Raw genomic sequence first — 581 nt, 5'->3', positions numbered from 1 at the left:
CGCGCGGTGTAGCGGCCGTCGCTATCCGCATAGATCGTGCGGCGCATGTTGTACTCGTCCTGCGAAGGATCAAAGAACGAGTAGCCTCCCTTGGAGTTGCAGTGCCAAATCTCGACCTTGGCACCGGGGATCGGCTGCCCGTTCACGTCACGCACCTGGCCGGTCAGCCACATGATTTCGCCATCGGGGTCGCTGCCGTCATCCATACGGGCGAAGCCTTCCGCTTCGGGAGCACCGGCCACGTAGAGCGGGCCTTCGATGGTCCGTGGGGTGCCGCCGGTGCGCTTAGCTTCAGCGTCGATGGCATCTTGGCGCATATCGAGGAAGTGGTCGAAGCCAAGCCCTGGCGAGAGCAACCCAAACTGGGTCTGGCTGCCCAGGGCATTGAGTAGGTTAACGCCCGCCCAATACTCCTCCTCGGTGACATCGAAATCGTCAATCAGCTTGAACAGATCGCTGACCAGGCGGTGAACGATCTGCTTGGCGCGCTCATTGCCACCGGCCTGATCAAAGCCGGCCACGGCTTTTAGGAAATCTTGAACCTCGGGAGTATCGAATATTTTTACGGTCATGGTGAAACC

Annotated in this window: 1 protein-coding gene; it reads right to left on the bottom strand. The window is 59.7% G+C overall.

The features are described from left to right. Positions 1 to 581 (bottom strand): dioxygenase family protein (locus HVE01_RS19765; protein WP_286365169.1); only part of this gene is annotated, 581 nt, incomplete at both ends.

Source organism: Vreelandella venusta, from assembly GCF_007989605.1.
Lineage (GTDB): Bacteria > Pseudomonadota > Gammaproteobacteria > Pseudomonadales > Halomonadaceae > Vreelandella > Vreelandella venusta.
Note: the sequence above shows the minus strand (reverse complement) of the source record. Positions and strands in the feature narration are given on the sequence as shown.